This window comes from Streptomyces sp. NPDC054770 (genome assembly GCF_053611985.1).
The window spans coordinates 14,410-40,159 of the sequence record NZ_JBSHBL010000002.1 but is presented as its reverse complement, the minus strand read 5'-3'; the positions used below and the strand labels follow the sequence as shown (position 1 = coordinate 40,159).

General features: G+C 69.3%; 21 protein-coding genes. 19 read left to right on the top strand and 2 right to left on the bottom strand.

The features are described 5' to 3' along the window. Positions 1–30 precede the first annotated feature (30 nt). The 10 genes from ACWGKQ_RS02725 (at position 31) to ACWGKQ_RS02680 (ending at position 13,752) form a co-directional block, all read left to right on the top strand. On the top strand, positions 31–1,269 hold the full coding sequence (locus ACWGKQ_RS02725) for a sugar ABC transporter substrate-binding protein (protein WP_453290043.1): 1,239 nt from the start codon (positions 31–33) through the stop codon (positions 1,267–1,269). Between the two features lie 7 nt (positions 1,270–1,276). After that, entirely contained in the window at positions 1,277–2,260 is a 984-nt protein-coding gene (locus ACWGKQ_RS02720; RefSeq protein WP_453290042.1) for a carbohydrate ABC transporter permease, read from the top strand. A 44-nt stretch (positions 2,261–2,304) separates the two neighbouring features. After that, a complete protein-coding gene (locus ACWGKQ_RS02715) occupies positions 2,305–3,066 on the top strand; it encodes a carbohydrate ABC transporter permease (protein WP_453290268.1) in 762 nt (253 codons plus the stop codon). A gap of 30 nt (positions 3,067–3,096) precedes the next feature. Next, positions 3,097–4,827 (top strand): RICIN domain-containing protein, encoded by a 1,731-nt coding sequence (locus ACWGKQ_RS02710; protein ID WP_453290041.1) that lies wholly within the window; start codon positions 3,097–3,099, stop codon positions 4,825–4,827. Between the two features lie 231 nt (positions 4,828–5,058). Next, entirely contained in the window at positions 5,059–6,612 is a 1,554-nt protein-coding gene (locus tag ACWGKQ_RS02705) for a serine/threonine-protein kinase (RefSeq protein WP_453290040.1), read from the top strand. Between the two features lie 41 nt (positions 6,613–6,653). After that, positions 6,654–7,619 (top strand): pirin family protein, encoded by a 966-nt coding sequence (locus ACWGKQ_RS02700; RefSeq protein WP_453290039.1) that lies wholly within the window; start codon positions 6,654–6,656, stop codon positions 7,617–7,619. Between the two features lie 1,405 nt (positions 7,620–9,024). After that, complete coding sequence (locus ACWGKQ_RS02695) at positions 9,025–10,245, top strand: dsDNA nuclease domain-containing protein (protein ID WP_453290038.1); 1,221 nt, start codon at positions 9,025–9,027, stop codon at positions 10,243–10,245. Then, positions 10,242–10,814, top strand: coding sequence for a hypothetical protein (locus tag ACWGKQ_RS02690; RefSeq protein WP_453290037.1), 573 nt, complete (start codon positions 10,242–10,244; stop codon positions 10,812–10,814). The genes ACWGKQ_RS02695 and ACWGKQ_RS02690 overlap by 4 nt, the downstream gene beginning before the upstream one ends. Before the next feature lies 1 nt (position 10,815). Then, entirely contained in the window at positions 10,816–12,756 is a 1,941-nt protein-coding gene (locus tag ACWGKQ_RS02685; RefSeq protein ID WP_453290036.1) for a hypothetical protein, read from the top strand. Positions 12,757–13,053: 297 nt separating this feature from the next. Then, positions 13,054–13,752, top strand: coding sequence for a hypothetical protein (locus tag ACWGKQ_RS02680; protein ID WP_453290035.1), 699 nt, complete (start codon positions 13,054–13,056; stop codon positions 13,750–13,752). A gap of 287 nt (positions 13,753–14,039) precedes the next feature. On the opposite strand, the gene ACWGKQ_RS02675 is transcribed toward ACWGKQ_RS02680, so the two are convergent. Further along, on the bottom strand, positions 14,040–14,597 hold the full coding sequence (locus tag ACWGKQ_RS02675; protein ID WP_453290034.1) for a hypothetical protein: 558 nt from the start codon (positions 14,595–14,597) through the stop codon (positions 14,040–14,042). A 207-nt stretch (positions 14,598–14,804) separates the two neighbouring features. Between ACWGKQ_RS02675 and ACWGKQ_RS02670 the strand changes: the two genes are divergently transcribed. Beyond that, entirely contained in the window at positions 14,805–15,740 is a 936-nt protein-coding gene (locus tag ACWGKQ_RS02670; RefSeq protein ID WP_453290033.1) for a DUF5655 domain-containing protein, read from the top strand. Between the two features lie 96 nt (positions 15,741–15,836). Here ACWGKQ_RS02670 and ACWGKQ_RS02665 read toward each other — a convergent pair whose 3' ends face one another. After that, positions 15,837–16,586, bottom strand: a complete 750-nt coding sequence (locus tag ACWGKQ_RS02665; RefSeq protein WP_453290032.1) for a DNA-methyltransferase — start codon at positions 16,584–16,586, stop codon at positions 15,837–15,839. A 635-nt stretch (positions 16,587–17,221) separates the two neighbouring features. On the opposite strand from ACWGKQ_RS02665, the gene ACWGKQ_RS02660 reads away from it, so the two are divergent. The 8 genes from ACWGKQ_RS02660 (at position 17,222) to ACWGKQ_RS02625 (ending at position 25,633) form a co-directional block, all read left to right on the top strand. Continuing rightward, the gene (locus ACWGKQ_RS02660) at positions 17,222–18,364 is read left to right on the top strand and encodes a C40 family peptidase (protein WP_453290031.1); all 1,143 of its coding nucleotides are present in this window, start codon (positions 17,222–17,224) and stop codon (positions 18,362–18,364) included. Positions 18,365–18,448: 84 nt separating this feature from the next. Continuing rightward, positions 18,449–18,748: a DUF6112 family protein gene (locus ACWGKQ_RS02655; protein WP_453290267.1), complete on the top strand. Its 300-nt coding sequence runs from the start codon at positions 18,449–18,451 to the stop codon at positions 18,746–18,748. Next, positions 18,748–19,434: a hypothetical protein gene (locus ACWGKQ_RS02650; protein ID WP_453290030.1), complete on the top strand. Its 687-nt coding sequence runs from the start codon at positions 18,748–18,750 to the stop codon at positions 19,432–19,434. Before ACWGKQ_RS02655 ends, ACWGKQ_RS02650 begins: the two co-directional genes overlap by 1 nt. Positions 19,435–19,465: 31 nt before the next feature. Further along, a complete protein-coding gene (locus ACWGKQ_RS02645) occupies positions 19,466–20,848 on the top strand; it encodes an SCO6881 family protein (protein ID WP_453290029.1) in 1,383 nt (460 codons plus the stop codon). A gap of 105 nt (positions 20,849–20,953) precedes the next feature. Beyond that, positions 20,954–22,423: an SCO6880 family protein gene (locus tag ACWGKQ_RS02640; RefSeq protein ID WP_453290266.1), complete on the top strand. Its 1,470-nt coding sequence runs from the start codon at positions 20,954–20,956 to the stop codon at positions 22,421–22,423. Positions 22,424–22,470: 47 nt separating this feature from the next. After that, on the top strand, positions 22,471–22,926 hold the full coding sequence (locus ACWGKQ_RS02635) for a DUF6238 family protein (RefSeq protein WP_453290028.1): 456 nt from the start codon (positions 22,471–22,473) through the stop codon (positions 22,924–22,926). 21 nt (positions 22,927–22,947) lie between these two features. After that, positions 22,948–24,465, top strand: coding sequence for an ATP-binding protein (locus ACWGKQ_RS02630; RefSeq protein WP_453290027.1), 1,518 nt, complete (start codon positions 22,948–22,950; stop codon positions 24,463–24,465). Between the two features lie 265 nt (positions 24,466–24,730). Next, positions 24,731–25,633 (top strand): hypothetical protein, encoded by a 903-nt coding sequence (locus tag ACWGKQ_RS02625; RefSeq protein WP_453290026.1) that lies wholly within the window; start codon positions 24,731–24,733, stop codon positions 25,631–25,633. Positions 25,634–25,750: the final 117 nt, after the last annotated feature.

The window sequence follows — 25,750 nt, the reverse complement described above, 5'->3', positions numbered from 1 at the left end:
CACCCCGTCCTACGACAACGAGGTCACCCCGTGATACCCACCCGCCGTACCCTCATGGCCCTCACCACGGCCGCGCTTCTCCCGCTCACCGCCTGCGGTGGCGGTTCCGGCTCCTCGGGATCGTCGTCCTCGGCCGGCGGGACGTACACCTTCTGGGACCCGTACCCGCAGTTCGACGCATCCTCGGACTGGGGCAAGCAGGTCACCGCGTGCGGCACCGCGGCCGGGGTAAAGCTCAAGCGCACCGCGTACGACACCACCGACCTGGGCAACAAGGCGCTGCTGGCCGCGCAGCAGGGCAACGCGCCGGACGTGATGCTGGTCGACAACCCGGTGGTCTCCACGCTGGTGGAGGCGGGGATCCTCAACAAGACGAGCGACCTCGGGCTCGACACCTCGTCGATCCAGAAGAACATCATCGGCGCCGGCACGATCGACGGGGCCTCCTACGGCGTCCCGATCGGCGCCAACACCCTCGCGCTCTACTACAACAAGAAGGTCCTCGCCGCGGCCGGCGTCGACCCGGCCTCCGTCAAGGACTGGGCGTCGCTCACGGCCGCACTGAAGAAGGTCAAGGCGGCCGGGAAGAAGGGGATCACCTTCTCGGCGATCAACACGGAGGAGGGCAGCTTCCAGTTCCTGCCCTGGTTCTGGGGCGCGGGCGGCGACCTCACGAAGCTCGACTCCGCCAAGGGAGTCGCCGCGCTGTCGCTGTGGAAGCAGTGGGTGGACGCCGGTTACGCGCCGAAGGACGTACTGCAGAACACCCAGACCACCAGCTGGCAGGAGTTCGCGACCGGGGACTACGCGTTCGGCGAGAACGGCACCTGGCAGCTCGGCAACGCCGACAAGGCCGGGTTCGGTTACGGCGTCATCAACATCCCGGCGCAGAACGGCGGTTCGGCGCCGGTGCCGACGGGCGGCGAGTTCGTCACGGTGCCCGTGCAGAAGGACACCTCGCGCTACGACGTCAGCAAGAAGATCGTCGGCTGTCTGACCAGCGCCACCAACCTGCTGGCCACCGACACCACGCTCATGTACGTGGCGCCGACCTCCGCCGTGCAGACCCAACAGGTAGCGAAGAACGCGGAGTTGAAGCCGTGGGTGGCGGCGGTCGCGGCGGCGCGGGGCCGCACCAGCGGCGGTCTCGGCACCAAGTACCCGACCATCTCGCAGCCCCTGTGGACCGCCGTCCAGGCGGCCCTCTCCGGCGGCAAGAGCCCGCAGGACGCCCTGTCGGCCGCCCAGTCCAGCGCGCAGAAGGGCTAGGTCCGGCATGACCGTCGCCCGGGTGGACCGACCGCGGCGAGCACCGGCCGCCGCGGCGCGGACAAGCGGCACCGGCACCGGCACCGGCACCGGATCCGACGCCCGCTCCCTGCGCCGCAGACGTCGGCTGACCGCGCTCGCCTTCGTGACCCCGCTGATCGCCTACCTCGCCGCCTTCTACGCCTATCCGCTCTACCGCAACCTCGACCTGAGCCTGCGCGACTACTCCGTGCGCTCCTTCGTGGCGGGTGACGCGCCGTTCTCCGGCTGGGACAACTTCCGCACGGTGCTGGACGATCCGACGTTCGGTCCGGCGATGCGGCACACCATGGTCTTCACCTTCGTGTCGATCGCCTTCCAGTACGTGATCGGGCTCGCCCTCGCGGTCTTCTTCAACCGGCACTTCCGGCTCTCGACCGTGCTGCGGGCGCTGTTCCTGATCCCCTGGCTGCTGCCGCTGATCGTGTCGGCGTCGACCTGGTCGTGGATGTTCAACAGCGAGTCGGGGGTGGTGAACTACTTCCTGCACTTCGCCGGCGTCGCCCCCGTCGGCTGGCTGACCTCGCCGGACTGGGCGCTGACCTCGGTGATCGTCGCCAACATCTGGATCGGCATCCCCTTCAACCTGGTCATCCTGTACAGCGGCCTGCAGAACATCCCGGGTGAGCTGTACGAGGCGGCGGCCCTGGACGGGGCGGGCGCGTGGCAGCAGTTCCGGCGGATCACCTTCCCGCTGCTGCGCCCGGTGTCGGCGATCACCCTGCTGCTCGGGCTCGTCTACACCCTCAAGGTGTTCGACCTGATCTGGATCATGACCAAGGGCGGTCCCGGCGACGCCTCCTCCACCCTGGCCACCTGGTCGTACCAACTCGGCTTCGGCACGCTGCTGCCCAAATTCGGTCCCGGTGCCGCCGTCGGCAACATCCTGATCCTGATCGCCCTGGTCTTCGGCCTCCTCTACATCCGCGTCCAGAGGAGGCAGGAAGCGTGAAGTCGCGTGCCTACACCCTGATCGGCCTCTGCCTCACCGCGCTGATGCTGTTCCCGGTGTACTGGATGGTCAACGTGTCCCTCACCCCGCAGCAGGACATGCGCAAGGACCCGCCTGACCTGCTCCCGCTGCACCCGACCTTCGAGGGCTACCGGGCGGTCCTCGACGACCAACTCCCCTACCTGGGCACCAGCCTGCTGATCGGGATCGGCACGGTCGCCCTCACCCTCCTGATCGCCGCCCCGGCCGGCTACGCACTGGCGAAGCTGCGCCCGCGCGGCGGCGGGGCGCTCGAACTGGCGCTCCTCATCGCGCAGATGATCCCCGGGATCGTCATGGCGATGGGCTTCTACGGCATCTTCCTGGACCTCGGCCTGCTCAACTCCTGGTGGGGACTGATCGTCGCGGACTCCACCATCGCCGTGCCCTTCGGCGTCATGATCTTCACCGCGTTCATGTCGGGCATCCCCGGCGAACTCCTCTCGGCCGCCCGGATCGACGGCGCCGGCCCCTGGCGCACCTTCCAATCGGTCGTCCTCCCGCTGAGCCGCAACGCGATCGTCACCGTGTCGCTGTTCGGCTTCCTGTGGGCCTGGTCCGACTTCGTCTTCGCCAACACCCTTGACGGCGGCGGCAGTTGGAAGCCGATCACGCTCGGCATCTACAAGTACATCGGCAACAACAACCAGGAGTGGAACGCGATCATGGCCACCGCCGTCGTCGCATCGGTCCCCGCGGCCGTCCTCCTGGTCCTCGCCCAGCGCTATGTGGCCGCGGGCGTCACCGCGGGCGCGGTGAAGGACTGACACCCCCAACTCCTTGAGGAGACCCATGCCATGAGCCGCACACCTCTCAGAGCCGCCCTCGGTGCCGTGATGCTCACCGCCGCCCTCGGCACCGCGGTGCCCGCCCACGCGGCGCCCACCTCCTCGACCACCCTCGCGGTGAACGCGAACCAGACCCTGCGCCCGGTCACCCATGTGGCATCGGGCAGCCTGTACGGCCTGGACACCGCGAGCGTGCCGGCGGACAGCCTGGTCGAGCCCCTGAAGCCGAACACCCTCGTGCAGATGGCGCCCGGCGGCTCGCAGTTGCCCAACGGCGAACCCGGCCCCGGCGGTGACGCCCTGACCGTGGCACCCGAGGCGGCGAAGGCCGGCGCCAAGGTCGTCGTACGCATGCCGGACTGGTACCCCGACTTCCCCTACAAGTGGGTGAGTTGGAGCGACTGGCTGTCGGCCGTGGACAAGCAGGTCGCCGCAGTGAAGTCCTCCGGCGCTACGAACATCTCGGCCTACGAGTTGTGGAACGAACCCGACTGGACCTGGAGCACCTCGTCGGCCGGCGCCTTCGACTCCGGGTGGGCGACGACGTACAGGGAAGTCCGTGCCAAGGACTCCACCACCCCGGTCCAGGGCCCGAGTTACTCGGCGTGGAACCAGAGCTGGATGACCACGTTCCTGACCGACGCCAAGGCGAGCGGCACGGTGCCCGACATCGTCTCCTGGCACGAGTTGCAGGGCTCGCAGAACATCGCCGCCCATGTCGCCGCCTACCGCGCCCTGGAGACCAGCCTCGGCATCAGCCCGCGTCCGATCGCCATCGAGGAGTACGGCACCACCAGCGAGGTCGGTGTCCCCGGACCGCTGGCGAGCTATGTCGCCAAGTTCGAGCGGGCGGGCGTCCATGACGCCGAACTGGCCTTCTGGAACCACTACGGCACGCTCGGCGACACCCTGACCGACACCGGCGGTTCGCCCAACGGCGCCTACTGGCTCTACAAGTGGTACGGCGACATGTCGGGGAACATGCTGGTCACCACGCCTCCGGCGCAGACGGGCATCGACGGCTTCGCCGCCCGCAACGGCGCGGGCAACCAGATCAGTGTGGTGACCGGCGGCTGCACCGGTTCGTGTGCCGTCACCGTCAACGGACTCTCGTCGCTCTCCGCCTTCGGCAGCACCGTGCACGTCAAGCTGGAGTACACGCCGTCCAAGGGCCGCACGACCGCCGTCTCCGGGCCGGTCACCATCTCGGACACCGACTACACCGTCAGCGGCGGCTCGATCACCGTACCGGTCACGATGAACGCCTCCGACGGCTACCACCTGACCATCACCCCGAGCGGTACCGCCACCTCGCTGGCCGGCCGCTACCAGATCACCAACAGGAACAGCGGTCTCGCCCTGGACACCAGCGGCGCGGGCACCGCCCAGGGCACCGCCGTCGTCCAGGCGGCCGCCACCACGGGCACCGACCAGAACTGGAGCCTGGTCGCCGCGGGCAGCGGCCTCTACAAGATCCAGCAGCAGGCGAGCGGCCTGCTGCTCGGCATCACCAACGCGGGCACCGGTGACGGCGGCACCGCCCTGATCTGGGGCGACAACGGCACCGCCGACCACCTCTGGCAGCTGATCCCGTCCGGCGACGGCTACTACAAGATCGCCAACTACAACAGCGGGCTGCTGCTCGGAGTGACCGGCATGAGCACCTCCTCCGGCGCCCAGGTCCTCCAGTGGGACGACAACGGCACCGCCGACCACCTGTGGAAACTGACCGCGCGCTGACGTACGCGGCAGTGAACCCGAGCACACCGGCGCGGGGCGACGACCGGCAATCGTTGCCCCGCACCCCCCTTTCCGATCGATTCACAGCCGGAAAGACCCGGCCGACCCCACCTTCCGAGGCCTGCCGCCACGGCAGCCGACAGATCCGAACAGGTGACCAGCAACAGGCGGTTATCGTGACGGGACTGACGGGACTCATCGAACGCGGACAGAGCTGGCGGAGGACGGGCGGTGTCGGACGAGGGGCGGCTGGTCGCCGGGCGGTACCGGCTGACCGAGCGGATCGGACGCGGCGGCATGGGCACCGTGTGGCGGGCCGAGGACGAGGTGCTGGCCCGGCAGGTGGCGCTCAAGCAGCTGCACCCCCGCCCGCACCTGTCCGACGACGAGCTGGCCACCCTCTACGAGCGCACCCGCCGCGAGGCCCGCAGTGCCGCCCGGGTCGTCCACCCCAACGTGGTCGTCGTGCACGACGTGGTGGACGACGACGGTCGTCCCTGCATCGTCATGGAGTACGTCCGCGCGCCCACCCTCGCCGACCTCCTCGACGGCGGCCGGACGCTCCCGCCCGAGGAGGCGGCGCGGATCGGCCTCGGCATGATCGGCGCGCTGCGCGCCGCGCACGCCGCCGGAGTCCTGCACCGGGACGTCAAGCCCGGCAACGTGCTGCTCGGCCCGGGCGACCGGGTGGTCCTCACCGATTTCGGCATCGCGCTGACCGCCGGCTCGTCGACGCTCACCCAGACGGGTCAGATGGTCGGCTCGATCCCGTACATGGCCCCGGAGCGGCTGCGCGGACTGACCCCGGGACCTGCCTCGGACCTGTGGTCGCTGGGGGCCACGCTCTACCAGACGATGGAGGGCCGGCCGCCGTTCCGGCGCGAGACCGCGATGGAGACGGCGTACGCCATCGTCACCGACCCCGTCGAGCCGATGAAGCAGGCAGGCCCGCTGGAGCCGCTCGTCCAGCTGCTGCTCGCCAAGGACCCGGCGGACCGCCCCTCGGCCGAGCAGACCGAACGCGCGCTGCTGGCGACCTGGTCGGGAACACTGACGGCGCCGGTGCCGGAGACGACACGGCGACAGCCGACGGAGCCGGCGCCCGCACCGGTCCCGGAGCCGACCGGGACGCAGCCGACGGCCGCCGGTACCGGGCGCCGGCGGCGGCGCGCCCGGCGTGGCCGCTTCGCCCTGACCGCCGCGGCGGTCACCCTCGCGGCAGCCGCCGCGGTCACAGCGGCCCTCGTACTCCCGCGCACGCCCGCCGACAAGCACCCGGCGGCGGGGACGGCAACGGGGACTGCAACCGGGACGGCGGCGGCGAGCCCGGCCCCCTCTCCCGTCCCCCAGGGCTACCGCCTCGTCACCGACAAGAGCCTCGGCGTCTCCTTCCCGGTCCCCGACGACTGGACCGCCGGCACCCGCGCCACCGACGAGGTCACCTACAAGGACCCGACCGGCCTGGCCGGCGTCACCGTCGGCACGGTGGAACCGGCCGGCGCGAACCCCGTCACCCACTTCGCCGACATCGAGGCCAACACCAAGGTCAACTATCCGACCTACCGCAGGCTGCGGATGCAGCGGACCGCCTTCCGCGGGCAGCCGGCCGCGGTCTGGGAGTTCACCTTCCGGGGCCGGGCCCGCGTCTTCCGCGCCATCGATCTGGGCTACGGCACGGAGGGCGGCCGGGAGTACGACATCTACCTCTCCGCACCGGACGCGAAGTGGAGCACCTACCGTCCGGTCTTCGACAAGGTGAGGGACGGATTCCGTACGACCGGCTGAGCGCTCGGCAACGGGGACCTTCGGCCGCTAAGTTGTCCGGCATGAGCAACCTTGACCGCGCGCCTGTTCCGAGCGTGTGCGGCGGCCGCGGATTCGTCGTCGCCGAGCCCGTCCGTGAACTGCTGAGCCCCCGCCACGTGCAGCTCGGTGAGTCGACCGAGGTGCGCCGGCTGCTGCCGAACCTCGGCCGCCGCATGATCGGTGCCTGGGCGTTCGTCGACCACTACGGCCCCGACGACATCGCCGACGAGCCCGGGATGCAGGTCCCGCCGCATCCGCACATGGGGCTCCAGACGGTCAGCTGGCTGCACCAGGGCGAGGTGCTGCACCGCGACTCGACCGGCAGCCTCCAGACCATCCGCCCGCGCGAGCTGGGGCTGATGACCTCGGGCCGGGCGATCAGCCACTCCGAGGAGAGCCCCAGGTCGCATGCCCGGTACCTGCACGGCGCGCAGCTGTGGGTGGCCCTCCCGGACACCCACCGCCACACGGACCCGAGGTTCGAGCACCACCCCGACCTGCCGACGGTCACGGCCCCCGGCCTGACCGCGACGGTCATCCTCGGCTCCGTCGACGGCGCGTCGTCCCCCGGAACGACGTTCACCCCCATCGTCGGCGCGGACCTGGCCCTCACCCAGGGCGCCGACCTGCGCCTGCCCCTGGATCCCGACTTCGAGTACGGCGTCCTGGCGATGTCCGGCGAGGTGCACGTCGACGGCGTTCCGGTACTCCCGGGCTCGATGCTCTACCTGGGCTGCGGCCGCTCCGAGCTCCCCCTGCGCGCGGAGTCGGACGCGTCGGTCATGCTCCTGGGCGGCGAGCCGTTCGAGGAGGAGCTGATCATGTGGTGGAACTTCGTCGGGCGTACGCAGGAGGATATCAAACAGGCCCGCGAGGACTGGATGAACGGTTCGCGGTTTGGGGAAGTGAAGGGGTACGACGGAGTGCCTCTCCCGGCGCCGGAACTGCCGCCGGTGCCGCTGAAACCGCGAGGCCGAGTGCGCTGAGCAGGAGCTTCACAGCCCGACGTCCGCAGCACCGGGCGAGGTGCAACGCACCCCGCCCGGTTCACACAGACGGCTGGAGCAAACCTCCGTCACACCACTCGTTCCACTGCACGTCGAAGTGCAGGTTTCGCCAGCCGTAGTCAGCTTTGATCGGACTGATGCTGACCCAATGCTGACTTTACTGACAGATTGTCAGATCTCCGGAGAGGGCTCCGCTCTGGCTTCGCGCGCCACACTCACCTCGGCGTTCTCGGACTCGCACCGCGACTCGCCTACGGACGGCCCTTCCCGCGGGCAGTGAAAATCACCTCGCCCTGAAGGAACGATGCTGACCGCAGTCCCAGTTATGGGGTGTTTACAAACGCAGCGCTTGCCACGCCCGGGCGCCGTAACACTGGGCAGCGCCTCCGAAGCGGTTCACCCGGCTGCGCTCCGAAGCTCGCCTCCAGCGCACGGCTCACGCGCTGGGGACCGTCCCTGCGGGTGTAGGAAGCAGGGTGCATACCCGTCCAGGGTGATCGCGAAGTAGAAGGCATCCCGCGGGCGCGGGGAACAGTCAGTCACCAGCGCGTTCTGGCGCGCCAGCGAGGAACCATCCCTGCAGGTGCTGGGAACAATCCATCTCGATACTCAGGGCGCGCGCCCAGGGACCATACACACGCACACGGGGCGGGGAGTAAGTGGCCGGCGTGCGCTGCGAAGACGTTCGGTGCACTGTTGGGCGATGGGACCATCACCACGGGGGTAGTGAGCAGCACTGAACGGGATGCCCAGTCGAGCCTTGAGCACCGTCGCCGCCGGTTGCGCGCTACTGCTCGGTGCAGCCAACGGCATCGTCGCGTTCTCCTCGGCGATGGGAGCGCAAGTTTACTGATGTCGAAGACGCGTTCCCGCTCCGCGCAGTAACGCACTTACGGGCCCCTCCTCGGTACTGCGACATGCTCTGCTGGGCGGCCTAGGCTCGCCGCGCTACTGGCCGTCGCCGGTTTCCTCGCGTATCTGACCCGCGCGAGGAGCCCCGCCTCGACGCAGCCTGTCCAGAGCCCAAAGGTGGCATCGCCCAAGGCCACCGACGGCAAGCGTGCGACCGTCGGAGCACCGCCCAAGACGAGCCGCTTCCAACCGACACCATCAATCCCGCGACGGACAGTTACGTGATGGACCTGGAGTGTGATACGGGTAGAGATCTTCACGTCCGCTGGCGGAGCAGACGTGGAAGAGTACGCGCTCTCATGCGGGGCCAGGGCGGGGGACGTTGATGGTCGATGCGTCGGGCAGAGCCACCAGGGCCGGGGCTCCTGAGACTGCTACAGGCCCGGACGGTTCGCCGCACGCGGTCTTTGGGCTCGCCCCGAGTGAAGACAGCGGTTCGGAGACGTTGGGCCGTTACCGCTACCAAGCGGAGGTGGCCGCGCGGGACTGCTTGGCCATGCTCACGGAAGACGCGATCGATTTCGTCGTCTGTGAATGGCACGAAGACTTTGTAGTGGCATTCACAGACGGGTCCGTGGAACTCGTCTCGGTCAAGCACCGCGAGGAGGATCAAGGCCCCTGGACGCTCGTCAAGTTGTGCAAGACCGGCGGCCTTACCCACCTCTTCGACCGGTGGTGTGCCTGCGAGTGCGCCGCAAACGTGCGGCTCAGGCTGGCCACCAACGGCGCTATGAGCCCGGGCAAGGACAATGCCGGTCCCCTAGCTCGGATGTGCGGGCCGGAGCCCGAGATCACAGGCGGCCTGTCAGCCATGGTCGACACGATCGCCCGCCAGATGTTGAAGATTCGCTGGGACGAGCCGTACGGCAACGTTCCCGAAACTCCCAAGGTGCAGCTCGCGGACATCCAGATACCGGCAGGTTTCGCGGATAAGGTCAAACGGTTCCTCGCGGTCCTGGAGATCTCCTGCGATCCTCCCCAGCGCGCCCACATCACGGACGTCAACATCCAGAGTCTGCTGGTGCCCGCGGTCGAGCGTCTGCAGTTGACGCATGTCGACATGGCGGCCAGTTACCGAAACATCGTGGACCGGATCGAGCGCGCCAATCGTGACGAGAGCGATCGCGGCCAACTCGCCGCGTACCTCGCCGATCCGAGCCGCGTCCGCTACAGCACGCAGATGCGGCAGCGCATCGCGCGACGGACCATCACCCGCGACGTCCTCCACGCAGAGATGGCGTACACGTCGGTCCAGCTGGCCACGTTCCCACGGGGCCAGGTCCCCCTGGTGGCGCCGGGGGGCGCCAGACTCGACCGCAAGTTGTCGCGCGGCCTGGTCCCCTCGGACGAGGCGGCGTTCGCGGAACGGCTCCGCTCGGCCTGGTACGCCACATGGTCCGAGCGACGCTCCGGCCTGGCCGGAGACGACATCGATCTTCTGAACCTGTCCACGGATGTCCTGGAAGTCGTCTTCAAGTGCAAGCGCCACGCCCGCTCGCAGATCCAGGACGGCAGCGCGTACGGCAGCATGATGAATGACCTGCTCGCCCAGCGGCTCAAGGTCGACGGGCTGTCCACGCCGCCTCCGTTCCTGGTGAAAGACCAGCATCTGCTGGGGCTGGCCTACCAACTCTGCGACGAGTGCCTCTTCTACTTCTCCGAGAGCTTCGACGCCGACGGTGAAGCGTCATGACGCCGGGCGCTGATTTCGAGGCGGCGGCACGCCGTATGCGAACCCTGCGGCGGCAGGCCGAGCAGCGCGAGAGCCAGTATCACGAAGCGCGGGTTCTCTTGCTCATTGCGCAGTTCACCACCACCAAGAGCAGCCTCGCGGGTCTGACCAAGCTCGCCAAACTCGACTTCCTGCTGCGCTACCCGGCGATGCTGGAGCGTCTCCTGCCGGCCGGTCAGGCCTCCTGGCCGGAAGGAACCGCCCCGTCCTCGGAGGAGCGGCTGGCGGTGGAGAGCCGGATGACCCGCTACAAGTACGGGCCCTGGGATCAGCGCTACTACAGCATTCTGGGCTCCCTCGCCGCCCGCGGCCTGATCACCTACGGCGACACGGCCCGAGCCGAATTCCGCGTCACCGAGCAGGGCGCCACTGCCGCTGCCGCCCTGGCCGCCACACCGGAGTGGTCCGTCGTCGCCAGCCGGATCAAGCTCCTCAAGAAGCATTTCAACAAAACAGGATCGGCCTTGAAGAACCTCATCTACGACCGTCTGCCCGACGCGGTGGACCGGCCCTGGCGGACGGAGATCTGACATGGCCGTCAACCTGCGCATCCTCTCCCTGACGGTCACCACCGCCGAGACGGAGAAGACCTACCGCTTCAACCGCCCGGCCACCGTGATCACCGGCCCCATCGGCACCGGCAAGTCCAGCCTCCTGATGCTCTTCAAACACGTCCTCGGCGGCACCGCCATGCTCACCCCGGCCGTCCGCGACCACGTCCTGTCCGTCCAGGCCGAGGTCGTGGCCGGCACCGAACGCCTCGTCCTACGGCGCACCATCGAGGGCGACACCGCCAACACCGTCGACCTCCTCGACCCGCGCTCCTTCTCCCTTGAGCGCACCCTGCCCCTGCGCACCACGGACAGCAGCGGACCAACCCTCTCCGACCACCTGCTGGACGCTCTCGGCTTTCCCCGCGTACAGATCGCCGCGCGCCGCGAGGGAGTAGCGCGGCCGCAGAACCTCACCTTCAACGACCTGTACGCCTACGTCTATCTCCAAGCCCGCGAGATCGACCGGCAGGTCGTCGGACACCTGGACTCCTGGTTCGAGCCCAAGCGCAAAGAGCTCTTCCGGTTGATGTTCACGCTGACCGACAGCGTGCTGCTGGAGCTCAAGGCCACCGCGAGCCAGCTCACGGACAAGCTGAAGGCCCGATCCGCCGAGCACGACAACGTCGGCCAGTTCCTCGCGGCCTCCGATCCCCGCAGCGACGACGAGCTACGGGCCGAACTCGTACAGCTGCGCGACACTCTGGGACGGGCCCAGTCCACGCTGGCGAGCCTCCGCACCGAGCTGGAGGAACAGACTGCGGCCGACACCGCGCTGCGGGAGGAACTACAGGCCGCAATCCACGCTGCCAGGCACGCCGAGGAGGAAGTCTCCGCGGCCGCCGACCTTGTGGAGGCACGACGGGCGGTGGTCGCCCAGGTCCAGCTCGACCTCTCCCGTCTCGCACGGTCGGCCACCGCGATCGACCAGCTGTCCCCATTCGAATTCGTCGTCTGCCCCCGGTGTATGCAGTCGCTGACTACACGGGCCGTTCAGGACGGGCACTGTGTCGTCTGCCTCCAGCCCGATCCCGTCGAGGATGATGTCGACCCGGCGGCCATCGAAGAGACACGCAGCGTCCTGCAGCAGCAGCTTGAAGACGCGCAGCACATCGAGCAGTCGGACGAAGCGCACCTGCAGGCCTCACGACAGCGGTCGCAACAACGCAACTTCACCGTCACCAGCCTGCGCCGGCAGCTCGACGCCCAGACGCGCGATGCGGTCGCACCGCGCTTCGACGCCATCGCCGATGCGAGCACCCGCGTCGCCGGACTCAAAGCCAGCATCGACGCCATCACCCAGCTCCGGGAATCCTGGGCGCGCGTCCGCGCCATCGACAAGGACATCCGCGACATCAAGGCCGAGCGCCGACAAGTCAACAAGGACATCAAGGAAAAAACCGAGCAGCTCAAAGCCAGCCAGACACTGCTCGGCGACCTCAGCACCGAATTCAGCCGCCTGCTCACCAGCTGGCACCTGCCATGGATCCAAACGGCTGTCATCGACCGCGACAGCTACCTGCCCGTGGTAGACGGACAGCCCTTCGAAAGCCTGCAGGCCTCCGGCGGCGGCATCGCCACCTCCGTCAACCTCGCCTACAGCCTCACCCTCCTCGCCTTCGGCCTCGACCACGCCGACGTCCTCGTTCCCTCGATCCTAGTCATCGACTCACCGCGCAAGGCCTTCGGCAACAACGCCCCCGACCGGCAACGCGCGGCCGAGATCTACAGCCGTTTCAGGACACTGGCTGACGCCTACGGCGAACGCCTCCAACTGATCATCGCCGACAACGACCCCCCGCCCATTACCAGCGACGCCTTCGGCAAGGTTGAATTCGACTACGAAAACCCCATGGTCCCCGGCGTCGACCACCCCGGCCCCGAACACGTCACACGTATCGAAAACCAGGCGGAGAGCTGACGAGAAGTTCCAGGCGCCGATGTCCCGGGCGCCCTGGACCGCGAACCGAAGCCGCCATCGTCCGCGCCGAGTTCGGCACGGCCCCGCCGTCATGAGCGTAACGTCGCAACCACCCCCTCGTTGGTCATACGAGGCCCTGCGGGAAAGGCGACCCGCCTCGCCGCCCCAAGAGACGTACGAGCCGTGCACGGTCCGACCCACCCCGGGAACTACACGGCCCGGAGCGCCGAGACCCATACCTCCCCCGTGGGTGCGGGTCTCGCGCTGAGCAGACGCCCGCACCACCGGAGGCCCAGTATGTCCTGCACCCGTCTCACCCGTGCTCAGCGGCCGTGCCGCCACGAGATCACGGACTGGCCGGCGTACGACCGCATGCCGGTCCCGGTGGCAGCCTGCTGGCAGCACCTCACCGACGACGAGCGCGAGAAGTGCAAGGCCGCCCGCGCCCGCCGGAACGCGGAGATCCGCGAACGGTTCGAGCAGATGCGCGCCGAGCTCCTGGCCCGGGGCGAGACCGCGCCCGAGCAGGCCCTCCGGGAAGCGAGGCCCTGCACCGGGAAGTGCATCACCCTGGCCGACCAATGGGACCGGGATAACCCCGGACGGTCCTACGACCACAGCGACAGCGCCGTCGTCTCGTGCGCCCGCTGCGACGAGCACGTGTGCATCCTCTGCACAGCGCGTGACCACTGCGTCGGTACCCCGTGCACCAGCCCGGGCGCCGTCCCGGACGACGACTTCAGCCCGGCCAGGGACAAAATCGACCTCGGGCCGACCCCCCGCGCCTACCTCAACACCCTGGTCGGCCAGCTCGCGCGCGTCACCGGCCAGCCGCACCCCACAGTCAATGTACGGATCAACCAGGAGATCGGCGTCTACAGCCGTGTCGGGGCGGACGATGCCGTGATCCGCCGCGCCGTCGTCGTAGCCCGCGACTGGCTCGCGGCAGAGGAACAGAGCTCACCAGCCACTCACCACAGCAGGCCCAGCGCCTAGAACACACGTACGGTTCGACACTCCCGCGGCCTCCCGCGTCAGGACGGGGTTGGGCACCGCACTGAGGGCAGGGTAAGACCGGTGGGGAAGATGGACCCGCTCGGCGGGACCAGGCCCATGGGCGCCACACCGTCCGCCCCCGTGAAGTCGACCGTGCCGCCGGGAAACCACGCGTGGCTGAAGGTGACCGTGCCGTCGGAGAACTGTGCGGCGGAGTGACCGTGCCGCCGTAGAACTGTGCGGCGTAGAAGGTGACCGTACCGGCAGAGAACCGCGCACCGGCGAAGTTAACCTTTCTGCCGGACTTGCCGGAGGGACAGGTAGGCGTGCCTGACTTCATCGTCGTCCGCCGGAAGGTCGGCCTCGGCGGTGTAAGGCAGGCGGAGGTAGGCACACAGAACATCGATGCACGTCTGGCGCAGCCCTCGGGTGGGAGCGTCGTCGGCGAGGCCGGCCAGGGCGTGCACCCCACCGAGACGTACCGCGGGGGACGCGTCGCCGAGCTGGGCGACCGCAGTGGTGAAGCGTTCGGTGTGCAGGCGAGTGGCCTCGTGCAGTGCACCGTCCTCGTCAACACGCTGGCCTCGGTATGCCACCACCAGGGCGACCAGGGCTCCAGTTCCGGCGACGACGTCGAAGGACAGCTTGACCAGGTCGAAGAGCGTCGTGGCGTCGATGTGAGGCTCGGGTTTGAGTCCCCGCGCACCGAGCAGGTCCCATCCGGTGTAAAGCACCGCGGCGGACACCAAGAGGGCAACGGCGAAGGTCAGGGCGAGGACGGGGCCCACTGGCCACAGGCGCAGGCCGCGGCGTTGTGTCCGGCGCTTGGGGAGATGTGCGGTCACATCCCCTTGGGACACCCCATCTCATGGCGTCGGTTGCGGCTCGTACTGCAAAGGATGGCAGCGGCCTCCGGCCTCTGCCAGATCCCTGGCAGACCGTCCAGTTGTCACCCAGACGGTCTAGAAACGGCTCTTCGGACTGCCCTCGGGCGGAATAACCAGCGTGTTCGTTCGATTGGTCTGGTTGCAAAGATCACGGGAGGGGCGCTGGTGGCCGACCTGATGTTGTTCCGGCAGGACTCGGACGGGCGGGACATCGAGCTGTCTGGCTCGACGGTAGCGCTGGAAGTGGAGCTGCAGCGGCGGGTCGAGGCCGGCCTGGAGCAGATGCTGGGCATCCGGTTCGTGGCGTCAGAGTACGCGACCGGTCCGTGGCACCGGGGGCGGATCGACACTCTGGGGCTGGACGAGAACGGCAGCCCGGTGGTGATCGAGTTCAAGAAGGGCTCCGACAGCGGGGTGCTGTCGCAGGCCGTCTCGTATCTGTCCTGGCTGCGCTCGGCGCAGCACGAGTTCGAAGCGTTGGTCCGGAAGGTGCTGGGAAGCGAGGCCGCCGAGTCGATCGACTGGCGTCGACCACGAATGGTCTGCATCGCGGCCGGCTTCTCCCACCACGACCGCGTGGCCGTGCAGTGGCTGCCCGAGCGGATCGACCTGGTGCGCTATCGGGTCTTCGAGGACGGCCTGTTGAGCCTGCTGCTCGTCGACTCCTCGCCCGGCTCGCTGAGCACCGCTTCCACCCGGCGGGATCGGGGCCGGGACACTGTGGACGACAGCGCTCGGGCGGCACCGGCGGTTCCTTCGCCTACGGGTGCCAGCCGGGTTCCCGAGTGTCTGCGAGGCCTGTACGGGGAGTTGGACGAGGCACTCACGGCGTGGGGCGAGGTCGAGGTCGCGGCCCTGCAGCACTACATCGCCTACCGGCGATTGGTGAACGTGGCTTCGGTGATCTTCCGTCCGAAGCACGAAGCGATCCTGGTGTATCTCAGACTCGACCCGGACTCGGTCGAGTTGGAGGAGGGCTTCACCCGGGACATGCGCGGCATCGGGCACCTGGGGACCGGAGACCTGGAGGTACGGGTCGTCTCGGCGGCCGACCTGGAGAAAGTGGCGCCGCTCATCCGGCGGGCGTTCGAAGCGGCCTGACGCAACGGGAAGGGCGGCTGGTGCAGCGGCGACTCGATGCGCCAGCCGCCCTTCGGCGTCTGCGGGCCGCTGGCCCCGGGCTCTCGGCTCTCGTGCTCATGCCTCCGGTCCGGCCAGCTCGAAGTCGTCCTTCGCCAGCTCGGCGCGCAGCCGCTGCTCTGCGACATCGGCGTAGTGCTCGGAGAGCTCGACGCCGATGAACTGGCGGCCTTCCCGCAAGGCAGCGACACCAGTCGTCCCAGAACCGGTGAAGGGATCCAGTATCGTGCCGCCCGGCGGACAGATCTTCACCAGCTCCTGCATCACTTCCACGGGCTTCTGTGTGATGTGCACGCGGTCCTTCCGGGGCTGGCTCGCGGTGTAGAGACCGGGTAGGTAGACGGGGTTACGGTTGGCGTCAACGGGTCCCTTGGTTCCCCACACGATGTACTCGCACGACTGCTTGAGTCGGCCCTTCTGCGGGCGGGAGACCGGCTTGTGCCACGACGCGATTCCCCGCCACGTCCACCCAGCGGCCTGGAGCGCATCCGTCGTCGTCGGCAGCTGCCGCCAGTCGGTGAAGACGAGTGCGGTTCCGGACTCGACGGTCGCGCGGTACGACTCGGTGAGCAGGAGGGTGAGCCAGAAGCCGTACGAGCGCTGGTCTCGGTTCTCTCCGGGGAAGTTGGCGAGGTCGTGCTCGGCGTCGGCCGAGGTGTATTTCGCGCGCGCGGAGCGGCCGGTGCGCTCGCCGCTCGTTCGGCCACCGCTGTTGTAGGGCGGGTCGGTGATCAGGGCGTCGACGCTGTTGTCGGGGATTCCGGCGAGGGCGGTCAGCGCGTCGCCTCGGTACAGGGTGTACGGCATTGCGCGGTTCTCTCTTTCGGGGAGGCGGTCGTGCGCGCATTTCTCCGCCAGCGGAGGGCCGCGCACGTCGACATGGGTCGCTCCGCGGAACTGTCGACGCAGTTGCCGGGACGAGCGATGCGCTGGAGGTTAACTCCCAATTCCGGCCGCGTCCAATGATGCGGATGTCCGGTCAGCAGCCCGAAGCTACCCGAAGCAACGGGCGTTTGGTGCGGCCGGATTTCGTCTCTACAGTCTCGCCGTGTTCGCAGTACGGAATCTGGTTCCACCCCTGCTGAACTGTGTCAATTCGTGCTGCCTCATCCAAGAGGCAGCACGCATGGCACTCCACGGACTGATTCTCTGACCGGTAAAGGGGCTCTCCTCATGCGGCGAGTGAGATTACGAGCGCGGCTGGCTGCCGCTTTTCAGTAAGCAAGGGGCCAGCGACCGGGATTTATCAGCTCCCGGCCCTGGTTCCCCTGCCTCCCTCAGGGATGGCGAATTCATGACCGGCGTGGTGCCGGTGGCCTTTTCGACGAGAACGCCTGCGCCGCGCTGCCTACGAGTAAGGAGCTGCCGATGCAGCATGCCGAGGCGTATCCCTCCCCGGGGCCCAGTTCTCCGTCCTACGGTTCGGCGTTCGGCCGTCGTCCGTGAAGAAGGTCGTAGCCATGGCTGGGGCCGTGGCGCTCTGCCCGACGTTGTTGATAGCGCCGGTCGCCGTCGCTCTCGCTGGTTCCAGCAGTGCTCAGGCCGCTTGTTCCGCAGACGGTGCACAGACTGTGAACAGCGCGGCGGTCGCGAAGCTGGTGAAGTCGATCCTCAAGGGCGACGACAAGGGGTCCGTGTCCGTTTCTGGGCTGGATGACCCCGAGGAGCAGATTCCGAATGCCGAGACGATCCAGGCCACCGGCGTCGCGATGAAGGTGCCGGCTCGGGGGCAGATCGTTGCCCTGGCCACGGCTCTGCAGGAGTCGGGGCTGCGGAACCTGGATTACGGCGATCGGGATTCGCTCGGCCTCTTCCAGCAGCGCCCCAGCCAGGGTTGGGGCACGCCTACTGAAGTTCGTGATCCTGTGCACGCCTCCACGAAATTCTACGAGGGCCTGCTCAAGGTCAAGGGCTGGCAGTCGATGACCATCACCCAGGCCGCGCAGGCGGTGCAGAAGAGCGGCTACCGCGACGCGTACGCGAAGTGGGAGCCACTGGCTACGGCCCTCCAGAAGGCCATCGCAGAGTCGCTTGGCATGGTCGGGAGTTCGAGCACGGACAGCGACACCGGCGATGAGGCCGAACAGCCGACCTCCTCGGCAGCTGCCGTGTGCGGCACCGGCGACGACGGGTCCTCCTTCGGCTCGATTCCCGCGGGGTCCGTGCCCGAGGGCTACGAGATCCCGGCCAGCGCGCCCAAGTCGGTTCGTACGGCGATCCGTTGGGGCCTTGGTCAGCTCGGTACGCCGTATCAGTGGGGCGGTACGTGTTCCGCTCCCCACGGCCAGGACCCGATGGGCCGGTGCGACTGCTCGTCCTTGATGCAGGCGTCGTACAAGGCCGGCGGCATCTCGATCTCCCGGACCACGTACACGCAGGTCAAGGAGGGCGAAGCGGTCAGCGTCGATGCCCTCAAGCCGGGAGACCTCCTGTTCACCCGCGGCACGGCCGAGGTGCCCGAACACGTCGGCATGTTCATCGGCCAAGGGCTGGTGCTGCAGGCCCCGCACTCCGGCGACGTGGTCAAGATCTCGCCCCTCGCCGGCTGGCGTGCAGAGATCGTCGCCGCCCGCCGGGTCGTCTGACCGGCCTCTTCTCCCCCTCCCCCTCTCCATCTCCCCTCGGGCCCTCGCGCGCCCAAAATCGCACCGGAGTTCCAAGTGAAGCTCATGAAGCGCGCCCAGTATCTGGCGTACAACCCCGGCATCACACCGAAAGAGGGCGGTCTTCCCGGCCTCAGCGTGCTGAAGAACGTCGTCTCCTCGATCAACCTCTTCGGGATCGTCGCCGTGGTCGGCGCCCTGGCCATCTCCGCCATGGTCTGGGCATGGGGTCACCACAGCGGTGGCCACCAAGCCGAGGCGAACGGGAAGAAGGGCACGGTCATCGCCGCCGGGTGCGCGCTGCTCTTGGGCGCGGCCAACGGCATCGTCGCGTTCTTCTCGGCGATGGGGACGCAGGTCCACTGATGTCGAGGAAGCGTTCTCTCTCTGCCCAGGAGCGCACCAACGGGGCGCCGTTTTCGGTCCTGCGGCGTGCTCTGCTCGGTGGCGTCGTCCTAGCCGTGCTGCTGGCCGTTGCCGGGCTCTTCGCGTATCTGACCCGCGCCGAGGGCCCCGCCTCGGCTAAGCCCTCCCCGACTCCGGACTCCACGCAGCGACCCGCCTCACCGACGGCAACCCCCAGCCAGCGTGTGGCGGTTTCGGCGCCGCCCAATACGAGCGATCCGATCGTCTTCGCCAAGACGGCCACCAAGGTGCTGTGGACGTATGACACCCGCTCCGTTTCCCGGGCTGAGTACGTCGCCGGGCTCAAGCGGTGGATGACCGACGAGAAGAATTACGCCGACTGGGAGTCCGTGTCCGACCAGGTTCCCAGCCCGGTGCTGTGGTCGCGGATGCACGACAACCGCCAGCACGCGACCGCGCAGGTCGGCGAGGGCCACTTCCCTCAGGCGTTCAAGACCGCCCTGGCGCAGGATCCCGACGCGATCACCGAGGCATACGTCTACGCCGTCACGGTCACCGGCAAGCAGTCCATCGCCTGGAAGGGCTCCGGTTCCGGGGCCGAGTCCCGCTCCACGACGCTCGCCGTGCAGTGCCGCCCCGACAAAGCCTGTGCCCTGGTCGGCGTGCTGCCGAGCGTCGCGCCCTGATCGCCCCTAATTCCCGAAAGAAGGTGACCTCATGGGGGCTTGTGACCTTCCCCTGATGAGCGCGGTGTGCGACACCGTCGGCGGCGTCGTGGGTTCGACCGGCGAGGCGATCACCGATGGCATCGGCGCCTGGATCGCCAAGTCGATGGGCGAGCTGGCCCAGTCCGCCGCGGATCTCGCCTCGACGGCGGTCGACAAGACCACGGCTGTCGATCTCAACGCCGAGTGGTTCCGCGGTAATTATGAGTTGCTTCTGCCCATCGGTCTCGTGCTGACCGTCGGCACGTTCTGTCTGCAGTTGATGCGGGCCGCCTGGCGCCGTGACGAGCGCGCTCTCGCGCAGGCGGTGACGGGGACGGTGGCGGGTGTCCTGTTCGCGTTCGCCGCGATCGCGTGCACCACCGTCGCGCTGACCGTGGTCGACGCGCTGTCCGCCGGGTTGTTCCAGGCGGCGGACACGTCGGTCGACGACGCGATCCGCCGCGTCATCGAGGTCAACGACCTCGGTCCGATGTACGAGTTGGGCTGGGCGATACCCGCCATGGTCGGCCTGGGATGTGCCATCGGCGCGTTCCTGTACTGGGCGGTCATGGTCGCCCGCAAGGTCGGCATCCTGGTCCTGGTGACGCTGGCGGTGTTCGCCGGCGCCGGCGGCGGCTGGGAAGTCGCGCGGCGCTGGCGGCGCGGGTGGATCGAGGCGACCGCGACTCTGATCGTCAGCAAGCTGCTGATGACGATCGTGTTCCTACTGGGCGTCTCGGCCATGGGCAAGAGCGACGCCTCCGACGGGCTCGCCGCCCTGTCCGACGCCATGGCGGGCATCGTCGTCATGGTTCTGGTGATGCTGTGCCCCTACGCCACCTACAAGTTCGTGCACTGGGCGGCTGACGGCGGCGGCCAGGACGACCTGCACCGTTCGGGGGTCGCCGGTGTCGCGGTGGCTGCCGGTGCGGCGAAGACGGCGGGCCAGCTCGCGATGCAGGCCGGCACCGGTATGCGGGCTCCGCAGGGCCCGTCGAAGGTTCCGGGCCAGGGCTGGGGCGGTGTCGCCTCCGGTATTGACCCGACCGGCGGGTCGACCGACGGCGACCAGCCGAAGCAGACCCACTTCCGCTTCGGTGAGGACCCGAACGCCACCGGCGACAAGGGCCAGGCGCTGATCCGGCGGCCTCCCAGCGACGGTGACCGCGGGCAGCCGCTGATCCAGCGGCCCGGCCAGGAGGCGGCGGCCGACGCGGCTCCGGTCTCCTCCAGGCCGACGCCCCAGGGCGCGGCGGTGGCGCAGCCGCGCATCACGCACCTGGATCCGCCGGCACCCCGGCGTCCAGGACCGGTGAGCGGTCCTTCGCCGCAGGGTGGTGCCACGCCTCAGCGGTGGGTCTACCCCGAGCCGCCGGGTGGATCTGGCTCGTAGCCCTCGCCTTGCTACGGGGCGGGCGGCACCTGTCGTCTCCGACGCCGTCCGCCCCGTCTTCTCCCCTTCTGTTTCTTGCTCTCCCGTTCCAAGGACGGCTTCGCCATGCTCTCCGACACCTCTCAGCCTGACGGCCCGGCCACCGTGAAGTTCCCGCATCGCTCGCGGCGCGGTGTCCTGCTCGGCCTGTCGGCTCCCCAACTGATCGTCGTCGCTCTCACCGGGCTGCTGCTGCTCGCGGTACTGCTCACCTCCGGTGTCACCGGGGCGCTCAAACTCATCCCGCTGTGGGCGGTCGTTCTGGCAGCGGTGTACGTCCGCCATCGTGGGCGGTCCCTCGCCGACTGGGCGCCCATCGCCGCTCGGTACATGCTGCGTCGCTTCCGGGGCCAGCTGGTCTGGCTCGCCCGGCCGTCCGCCCGGCCGCGCCGCGAGGGCCTGCTCCATCTCCCGGGCACGGCGGCGTCCCTGCGCGTGGTCACCGCCCCGCGCGGACAGTTCGGCGCGGTGCACGATGCGCATCACGGCACGCTCACCGCTGTCGTGAAGGTCTCGTCGCGTGCCTTCGCGCTGCTCGACGCGGCCACCCAGTCCAGCAACGTGGCGGGCTGGGGGCGGACACTGGCGGCGCTGTCGCGGACCGGGCACATCGCCCGGGTCCAGGTCCTGGAGCGCACGGTGCCCGATTCCGGCGACGCGCTCAACCGCTACTGGCACGAGCACGGCGACGAGGCGACCCACCTCGCCGGACCGATCTACCGCGACCTGCTGGCCGCCGCTGGCCCGGCCGCCGCCCCGCACGAGGCGTACGTCGCGCTCGCCCTCGATCTGAAGGCCGCTCGCCGACTGATCAACCAGGCCGGCAGCGGACTCACCGGCGCCTTCGCCGTCCTGGCCCAGCTCACCTCCACCTTCGACCAGGCCGCCCGCAACTCCGGCCTGGCGCCCAGTGGCTGGCTGAACGCGGCCGAGATCGCCGCCGTCATCCGTACCGCCTACGACCCGAAGGCGTCGGCCGCCCTGGACCAGTGGTCCGATTCGGGCCGCGCGCAGGCCGAGCCCGCTGCCGGCGGCCCCGTCGTCCTGGTCGAGAAGGCCGACCGGATCCAGACCGACTCGGCCCACCACGCCGCGTTCTGGATCGAGAACTGGCCCCGCATCGAGACCTCCCCCGGTTTCCTGCACCAGCTCCTGTTCACCTCCGGCGTGCGCCGCACCCTCTCGCTGACGTACGAGCCCAAGGGCCTGGACTCCGCGCTCAAGGACGTGCAGCGCCGCAAGGCCACGGTGATCGCGGACGCCGCCGAGCGGCAGCGCAAGGGGCAGGTCGACTCCGAGGAGGACTCGGTCGAGTACGCCGACATCAAGCAGCGCGAGCGCCAGCTGATCGCCGGCCACGCCGACGTCGCCCTCACCGGCCTGCTCACCGTGAGCGCCGACACCGACGAGCAGCTCAACGCCGCCTGCGCCGCGATCGAGACGGCCGCCGTCGCCGCCCTCGTCGACCTGCGCCTTCTGACCTGGCAGCAGGCCGAGGCCTTCGCCAACGCCGCCCTGCCCCTCGCCCGCCCGTAGCGCACGCACCCGCACCACCGTCTCGCGCTCTACCGAAGGGCACCCTCATGCCGACCGAGCCCCTGCCCGAACTGGCTCCGGACTTCGTCCCGTTCGCCACCGCCGCGCTCGACTTCCACCGGGCGATCAACATTCCGGTCGCCCCCATCGCCGCCGGCCGTGCCGAACTCGACTCCCTGCACGCCCACGTCATCGCGCTGTACGGGCTGCTCGATGCCCACGCCGCCCGGACCACCCCGGTGGCCAGGGCGGAGGGCGACCAGCTTCGGGCGTGCCGGATCCGGCTGTGGCAGGCAGCCGAGCACCTCCACGCCGCCTTCCACGCCGCCCCGCACCCCGGCACCGGCCGCCTCCCCTCCCGGGACGCGTGCCGAGCGCGGCGGCCTGAGGGCGCGCCCGAACTCACCGTGTGCCAGCGCCACCTCGCCACCGCCGCCCGCGTCCGCCGTGACCACACCCCGGCCGACCTGCGCGACCCCCTCACCGGGCTCACCCGCCACTGAACTCCCAGGAGCACCGCCCGCATGCCCACTCGTACCACCCGCGCCAGCGCCAGCCCGCTGTTCGTCCCGCGCAAGAGCGACCGCCGTACGGCACGCGCCGCCCGCCATCAGTACGCCGCCGCCCGGGAGCAGGCCCGGCACGCCGCACGCCCCAAAGTCTCCTCCACCGCGCCCGGTCTGGACCCCGAGCTGCGGGCCACCTACCCGGCCGCCGGTCGACCGGGCCCGGCCTCCGCCCGCGGCGGCCGTCTCAAGCTGCCCGCCCACCGGATGACGACGGCCACCGCGTCCGGGGCCTATCCCTTCCTCGCCGAGGGCGGCCTCGGCGCCCAGGGGATCTACATCGGCCGCGACGTGCACGCGGAAGCGGCGTTCACGTACGACCCGTTCGCCTTGTACGGGCATCTCGATGGCTTCACCAATCCCAACATCCTGCTGGCCGGGGTCATCGGCATGGGCAAGTCCGCCCTGGCCAAGTCCCTCGCGGTGCGCGCGGTGGCCTTCGGATACCGGATCTACGTGCCGTGCGACCCGAAGGGCGAGTGGACTGTCGTCGCCCAGGGGCTGGGCGGGCAGACCATCGCGCTCGGCCCAGGTCTGCCCGGACGCCTGAATCCCCTGGACGCGCCCGGCCGGCCGTATGGCGTCAGTGAGGACGACTGGACGGGCGAGGTCCGTAAGCGGCGCCTTCTGCTGCTCGGCTCGCTCGCGAAGACGGTCCTGGGGCGCGAGCTGCACCCCATGGAGCACACCGCTCTCGACGTGGCGCTCGACCAGGTCGTCGCCCACGCCGAGGCCAACGGCACCACGCCGCTGCTGGGCGAGGTCGCCCATGTCCTTGGTTTCCCCGAGCGGCTCGATGCCGCGCTCGGCGAGTTGTCCGGCCACCTCGGGCATGCCGCCGAGGACCTCGCCCACGCACTGCGCCGGCTCGTGCACGGCGACCTGGCGGGGATGTTCGACGCACCGAGCACCGTGGCGTTCGACCCGGGCGCGCCGATGCTGTCCATCGACCTGTCCCGCCTCGGCGGCGCGGGGGATGACACCGCGCTTGTCCTGGCGATGACCTGCGCCTCGGCCTGGATGGAGTCCGCCCTCGCCGACCCCTCCGGAGGACAGCGCTGGGTGATCTACGACGAGGCGTGGCGCGTGATGCGGCACGTCGCCCTGCTGGAACGGATGCAGAGCCAGTGGAAGCTCTCCCGCGGCCTGGGCATCGCGAACCTGATGGTCATCCACCGCCTCAGCGACCTGCTGGCCGCCGGTGATGCCGGTTCCCGGGGCCGAGCCCTGGCCGAGGGCCTGCTCACCGACTGCTCGACCCGGATCATCTACCGCCAGGAAGCCGACCAACTCGCTTCCACGGCTTCCCTGTTGGGGCTCACCGGGGTCGAGACGCAGGCGGTCTCCGCGCTCACCAAGGGGCGAGGCCTGTGGAAGGTGGCAGGCCGGTCGTTCATTACCCAACATCTTTTGCATCCGCAGGAGCGCGAGCTGTTCGACACGGACGCTCGGATGGGCGCGATCACTCGTCCTTGATCAATCCCGCTCGGGGGGCCGGTGCCACGTCTCAGCCCCCACATTCTTCCCGCTCAGAGTGCTCCTAGGAACTCCGCCCTCATGCCTCAGCAGTACAAGATCCGCCGCGTGGTGCATCGGCTTGTCCAGCGCTACCTCCGCGCTACCGCGGCCAACGCCTCTCACGGCCATATCCCCCTGGCCACGGGCCCCTTCGGCGTCCTTGATGAATTTCGGCGGCGCGACGCCCGCCAGGCTCCGCCTCCCAGCGCATCGGCTCTCCGTCATGGCTGAACGGACACAGACGACGTACGAGGCCACCTCGTCTGTGTCTCGTTCCGGCGCGTCAGCCTCAGAACACCGGGCCTCCGCCGCGGCTCGCAGGAGCAACAAGCGCGCGGACCTTGCCGCGTTCGCCCAGGGTCTCGCCGCCCGGCTGCCCGGCTCCTGGACCGTCGTCGCCCAGGAGCACGCCGCATACGCCGATCAGTTCCCGCCCGCGGATCGGCTCTGGGTCCTCGGGCATGTGCGGTGGGCCTTCGAGCAGTTCGTGCTGTCCCGGAGCGCCGTGCTCACCTGCGACACCGGTTGCGAGCTGGTCGTCGTCGACCGTCCACGGCGCACACGGGAGTTCCTGGTCGCCACCTTGCAGCCCAGCGGCGGTGACGTCGAGGACCGGGTGAAGGCACCCCACGGCATCGTCGTCGACGCGGACCCGGCGCGCGCGGCCTCAGCGGTGGCCGACCGGCTGCTTCCCCGCTACGCGCAAGCCGTGCGTGAGGCACGCATCGAACAGGTCGCCGTCGCGGTAGTTGCCGGCGAGCGGGTCCTCGCCGAATGGGACGCGATCTCCGACAGCCTGTGCGACGCCGATCACTGGCCCCTCGACGAGCGCTACGACCTGCGCCAGCAGCGGCGAGACGCGGAGATGTGGGCTGTGTTCGCTCCCTTCTTCGACCACGGTCCCGCCCTGGTCGCCCACGCCGTGGAGACGCTCCCGATCCTGGAGCCGCAGGATCGTATGGATGGGCGGTGGGCGTACCGGCTGCGACTGCTGCGCGAGGCTTTGGAGGGCGGCGCGCGTGTCCAGGCCGACTTCGAGTTCGTCACCGGTGTGCTCGTGCCGGGTCACCCCCGCGCCGAGGCCGCGTTCGCGAAGGCTGTCGCCGAGCGCGATGCCGAGGGCTGACACTACGCCCTGACCTGGATGGAGAGCGGCGGCGTGCTTGTCGAGATGGCACGAGCCGAGCGAGCCCTGCGCGGCCGACCTGAACAGTCGCAGCAGTCCGCGCAGGCCCAGGCCGCC

Bases quoted from the DNA above. Each gene is read 5' to 3' on its own strand.
- ACWGKQ_RS02650 (WP_453290030.1), top strand. From the start codon at position 18,748: ATGTCGAGGAAGCGTTCTCTCTCTGCCCAGGAGCGCACCAACGGGGCG.
- ACWGKQ_RS02700 (WP_453290039.1), top strand. From the start codon at position 6,654: ATGAGCAACCTTGACCGCGCGCCTGTTCCGAGCGTGTGCGGCGGCCGC.
- ACWGKQ_RS02630 (WP_453290027.1), top strand. From the start codon at position 22,948: ATGCCCACTCGTACCACCCGCGCCAGCGCCAGCCCGCTGTTCGTCCCG.
- ACWGKQ_RS02720 (WP_453290042.1), top strand. From the start codon at position 1,277: ATGACCGTCGCCCGGGTGGACCGACCGCGGCGAGCACCGGCCGCCGCG.
- ACWGKQ_RS02645 (WP_453290029.1), top strand. From the start codon at position 19,466: ATGGGGGCTTGTGACCTTCCCCTGATGAGCGCGGTGTGCGACACCGTC.
- ACWGKQ_RS02710 (WP_453290041.1), top strand. From the start codon at position 3,097: ATGAGCCGCACACCTCTCAGAGCCGCCCTCGGTGCCGTGATGCTCACC.
- ACWGKQ_RS02625 (WP_453290026.1), top strand. From the start codon at position 24,731: ATGGCTGAACGGACACAGACGACGTACGAGGCCACCTCGTCTGTGTCT.
- ACWGKQ_RS02690 (WP_453290037.1), top strand. From the start codon at position 10,242: ATGACGCCGGGCGCTGATTTCGAGGCGGCGGCACGCCGTATGCGAACC.
- ACWGKQ_RS02635 (WP_453290028.1), top strand. From the start codon at position 22,471: ATGCCGACCGAGCCCCTGCCCGAACTGGCTCCGGACTTCGTCCCGTTC.
- ACWGKQ_RS02665 (WP_453290032.1), bottom strand. From the start codon at position 16,586: ATGCCGTACACCCTGTACCGAGGCGACGCGCTGACCGCCCTCGCCGGA.
- ACWGKQ_RS02640 (WP_453290266.1), top strand. From the start codon at position 20,954: ATGCTCTCCGACACCTCTCAGCCTGACGGCCCGGCCACCGTGAAGTTC.
- ACWGKQ_RS02655 (WP_453290267.1), top strand. From the start codon at position 18,449: ATGAAGCGCGCCCAGTATCTGGCGTACAACCCCGGCATCACACCGAAA.
- ACWGKQ_RS02715 (WP_453290268.1), top strand. From the start codon at position 2,305: ATGCTGTTCCCGGTGTACTGGATGGTCAACGTGTCCCTCACCCCGCAG.
- ACWGKQ_RS02680 (WP_453290035.1), top strand. From the start codon at position 13,054: ATGTCCTGCACCCGTCTCACCCGTGCTCAGCGGCCGTGCCGCCACGAG.
- ACWGKQ_RS02685 (WP_453290036.1), top strand. From the start codon at position 10,816: ATGGCCGTCAACCTGCGCATCCTCTCCCTGACGGTCACCACCGCCGAG.